The organism is Hyalangium sp. (assembly GCF_035629615.1).
Classification (GTDB): Bacteria; Myxococcota; Myxococcia; order Myxococcales; family Myxococcaceae; genus Hyalangium.
On the sequence record NZ_DASPHO010000167.1, the window covers coordinates 1 to 4526 of the forward strand.

Consider the following 4526-nt stretch of genomic DNA (forward strand, 5'->3'; position numbering starts at 1 on the left):
TGACTCCCCCGGTCAAAAGCGCCTGGTGGGCTACGTCGTTGCCCCGCCTGAGCTGGACATGGCCGCGCTGCGCACCCACCTCGCGGAGCGCTTGCCCAGGTACATGCTGCCCTCGGCGCTCGTGCGGCTCGAGACGCTCCCCCTCACGCTCACCGGAAAGCTCGATCGCCGGGCGCTGCCAGCTCCCAGCACGGCCCGTCCCGGAACCGAGCAGAGCTTCGTGGCGCCGCGCTCGGAGCTCGAGCACGCGCTGGGCGCCATCTGGCAAGAGGTGTTGGGCGTGGAGCGCGTGGGCGTAGATGATCCCTTCTTCGAGCTCGGTGGCCACTCGTTGCTGCTGGCACAGGTCCGAGCACGGATCCGCGAGCGGCTGGAGCGAGACATCGGGCTGGTGACGCTCTTCCAGTACCCCACGATCCGCCAGCTTGCCGCACACCTGAGTCCCAAGGAGAGGGAAGCGCCCAGGGTCTCGGCCTCCCAGGAGGGAGCGGGCCCCGCGCTCGCACGCCAGGATCACGCCATTGCCATCATTGGCATGGCTGGCCGCTTCCCGGGTGCACGGAGCCCGCGAGCGCTGTGGGAGCTGATGAGCGAGGGCCGCGAAGGACTGAGCCACTTCACCCGTGAGTCGCTCCACGCCTCTGACCTGCCGCCGGAGCTTCTGCGGGACCCCTCTTTCGTCCCGGCCCTGGGCATGCTCGAGGATGCGGCCCACTTCGACGCGGCCTTCTTCGGGTACTCCCCCCAGGAGGCGCAGCTCACCGATCCTCAGCAGCGCCTCTTCCTCGAGAGCTGCTGGGAGGCCCTGGAGGACAGCGGCTACGACCCACGTCGCTACCCGGGCGGCATCGGCGTGTTCGGCGGCGCGGGGGTGCCACGTTACTGGCTGCAGCGGGTGGCCTCGCTGGGCGCTCTGTGGGGCAGTTCGGGCGACTATCGGGTAATCGTCGGCAATGGCAACGACTTCCTTGCGACGCGGGTGGCCTACAAGCTGGGACTGCGTGGCCCCGCACTGAGCTTGCAGACGGCCTGCTCGACCTCGCTGGTTGCCATCCACATGGCCTGCGAGAGTCTTCTGTCCCACCAGTGTGACATGGCTCTGGCCGGCGGCGTGTCGCTGTTCTCGCTCGGCCCCGCCGGCTATCCCTATGAGGAGGGCGGGATCCTCTCCCCCGATGGCTCTTGCCGGCCCTTCGATGCGCAGGCGCGAGGGACCGTTCCTGGCAGCGGAGTGGCCGTGGTGGTGCTCAAGCGGCTGGACGAGGCTCTGGCAGATGGCGACACCGTCCATGCCGTCATCCTGGGCTCGGCCATCAACAACGACGGCGCACAGAAGGTGGGCTACACCGCCCCCAGCATCGAGGGACAGGCCGAGGTCATCGTCAGGGCCCAGGCCGCGGCGGGAGTGACCCCTGAGACCCTGAGCTATGTCGAGGCGCACGGGACGGCCACACCCCTGGGAGATCCCATCGAGGTCGCAGCCCTCACGAAGGCATTCCGCCGTGGCACGGTTCCAAAGCAGTCCTGTGCCATCGGCTCGCTCAAGAGCAACCTGGGGCACCTGGACGTGGCGGCCGGTGTGACGGGCCTGCTCAAGGTGGCCCTCTCCCTCGAGCATGAGCTCATCCCCGCAACCCTCCACTTCCACCGCCCCAACCCGGAGCTTGCTCTCGAGGACAGTCCCTTCTTCGTGAATGCACAGCCGCGCCCGTGGCCGCGCGGAGAGCGACCCCGCCGCGCCGCCGTGAGCGCTTTCGGCATCGGTGGAACCAACGCCCATGCCATCCTGGAAGAGGCCCCCCTGCGCGCGCCCTCCGGCCCTTCGCGCCCCTGGCAGCTGCTGACGTTGTCCAGCCGCACCTCCGCGGCGCTCGAGACGGCCACCGACAGGCTGAGCGAGCGCTTGCAGCAACAGCCGGAGCTGCCGCTGCCGGATGTGGCGTTCACCCTCCAGCAGGGACGAGTGGCCTTCGAGCACCGCCGGGTGGTGGTCTGCCAGGAGCGTGATGCCGCGATCTCCGCGCTGGCTTCACGAGAGAGCGCGAAGCTCTTCGACGGAGTCGTCCAGCCGCAGCCACCCCAGGTGATCTTCATGTTTCCGGGCGGGGGCACCCAGCAGGTGGGGATGGGGCAAGAGCTCTACCAGGGCGAGCCCGTCTACCGAGAGACGCTTGACCTGTGTGCCAATCTCTTCGACCGGGAGCTGGGGTGCGACCTGCGCTCGCTGCTGTTCGCCGAGGAGGCGGAGCGCGCCGAGGCCACTTCCCAGCTCCTGCGCCCCTCGCTCAACATGGCCTCCATCTTCTCCACCGAGTATGCGCTGGCGCAACTCCTGCTCTCCTGGGGACTGCGTCCCTCCGCGCTGACCGGACACAGCCTGGGAGAGTACGCTGCCGCCACGCTCGCCGGTGTGCTCTCGCTCGAAGACGCGGTGGCCCTCGTGGCCCTCCGCGGGCGGCTGTGTGACTCGATGCCTGAGTCCGCCATGTTGAGCGTGCCTCTGCCAGAGGCGGTGCTCTCTGGCAGATGGGCCCAGGGGGTCTCCGTCGCGGCGATCAATGGGCCCGAGCACTGCGTGGTCGCGGGCCGCAGAGAGGCGATCGAGCAGCTGGAGGCGAGGCTGCACGCCGGGGGAATCGAGACACAGCGCCTGTGGTTGGCGGGTGCCTCCCACTCGCCGCTGGTAGAGCCCTTCGCGGCCCGCCTCACCGAGCGCGCGGCCACGATGAAGCTCCAGGCCCCTGTCATCCCCGTCGTCTCCAACCTCACGGGCACCTGGATGAGCCCTGCAGATGCGCTCGACCCCTCTTACTGGGCCCGCCATCTGCGAGGAACGGTGCGGTTCGCCGACGGGCTCGCGACCTTGCTGGCGCTGCCAGCCCCGGTGCTCATCGAGGTGGGGCCAGGCAGGGTGCTGGCATCACTGGCGCGCCTCCATCCAGAGGCAGGGAAGGCACGCCTGGTGACGAGTACCTTGTCCACCCCCGGCTCTGGCCGCGGTGATCTGGAAGCCCTGTTGGGCGCGGTGGGGAAGTTCTGGTGTGTGGGCGGCGAGCTCGACTGGGCAGCCTTCTCTCGAGAAGAGCGGAGGCAGCGCGTGCCCCTGCCTACCTACCCGTTCGAGCGGATCGAGCACCTCCTCGAGAAGACACAGAGAGTCCAGACTCCCCCTGCTCCCACCCTGAAGGCTCCCCCTCTTGGCCGGGACGCGCTCGAGCAGGTCGTGGCGGAGATCTGGCGGGAAGTGCTCGGCGTCCGTTCCATCCGGCCGGACGATCACTTCTTCGATGTCGGCGGGTCCTCGCTCATTGCCTTGCAGCTTCGCACCCGCATGAGGGAGAGGCTCGGCGTGGTGCTGCCCGTCCACGCGCTGGTAGAGAACCCCAGGTTCACTCAACTGCTCACCACTGTCCGGAGAGCGAGCACTGCCTCCCCTTCGTCCCCCGAATCATCCCCCGGGGAGCAGGCCGCGCCGCAGAGACGCCTGCTGGTCTGCCTTCAGGCGGGGGCCGCCAAGACCGCTCCCCTCTACCTGGTCCAGCCCATCGGTGGCACGGTCTACTCATACATGAGTCTGGCCCGACAGCTCGGCCCTCTGCAGCCGGTGTATGCCTTCCGCGCCTCGGGCATCGAGCCCGGGGAACCCATCCATGCCAACGTGCCGACCATGGCGGCGCATTACGTCGCCGAGCTGCTGGAGCGCCAGCCTCAAGGGCCTTTCCAGCTGGGCGGGCATTCCTCCGGAGGGGCCGTGGCCTACGAGATGGCCCGCCAGCTCTTCCAGAGAGGCCTGGAAGTCTCTCCCGTGTTGATCCTGGACACACCGCCCCTGCCCCTGAGCCGACTCCAGGTCAACCAGCCCGAGGATTTGCTGCGCCTGGTGGCTCCTTTCCGGGAGCGGGCCCCCGCGGCCTGGGAGGGTTTCGCCAGCGCGGTCGCCAAAGACTCACCCTTCCGGGAGCTCCTCCTGGTGCACGCCCATGCCCTGGCCGCCTACGCGCCTGGACGCAGCCAGATCCCCCTCGTCTATCTCCGTGCCAGGGAGCGAAATGAGGTGCTGGAGCCTCACTCCGAGCGCTGGTGGATGGACCACACGGACGGTGCTTTCTCCATGCACAACGTTCCCGGCGATCACTTCACCATGATGGAGCCCCCCCATGTCGCGGCGGTGGCCCGCCTCGTGCGCCAGATCCTCATCGGAGGGGAGGAGGGACCTTCCCCGCACAGTGAGGGAGCACGAGGCCACTGAAGGCTTTCCCTTGGAATTGAGCGATCTCAAGTCTTTCCTGATCAGCTGCGTGACGGCCCGAGAAAAGGCGTGCGGGACGTGACTGTAATAAGGTCCCTTCGCATGATCCGTCCGGCAGCTCTCTCGTCCCCCAACGGCCTGCCCGCTCACGAGGGAATGGCAATCTTTGACTCCTCCGGGCGGCTGACCGAGTGCAGCGCTGAGTTCGCTCAGTTGCTCGGAGAGAAACCCCAGAAGTTCCTCGGTCGCGGGTATGAGGAGCTCCCCCTCTCATCGG

At 68.2% G+C, this 4526-nt stretch carries 1 protein-coding gene; it reads left to right on the top strand.

The window, feature by feature from the left end; all coding sequences use genetic code 11:
* The first annotated feature begins 25 nt into the window (after positions 1-25).
* Positions 26-4249, top strand: coding sequence for a type I polyketide synthase (locus VD972_RS08540; protein ID WP_324983580.1), 4224 nt, complete (start codon positions 26-28; stop codon positions 4247-4249).
* The last annotated feature ends 277 nt before the right edge of the window (positions 4250-4526 follow it).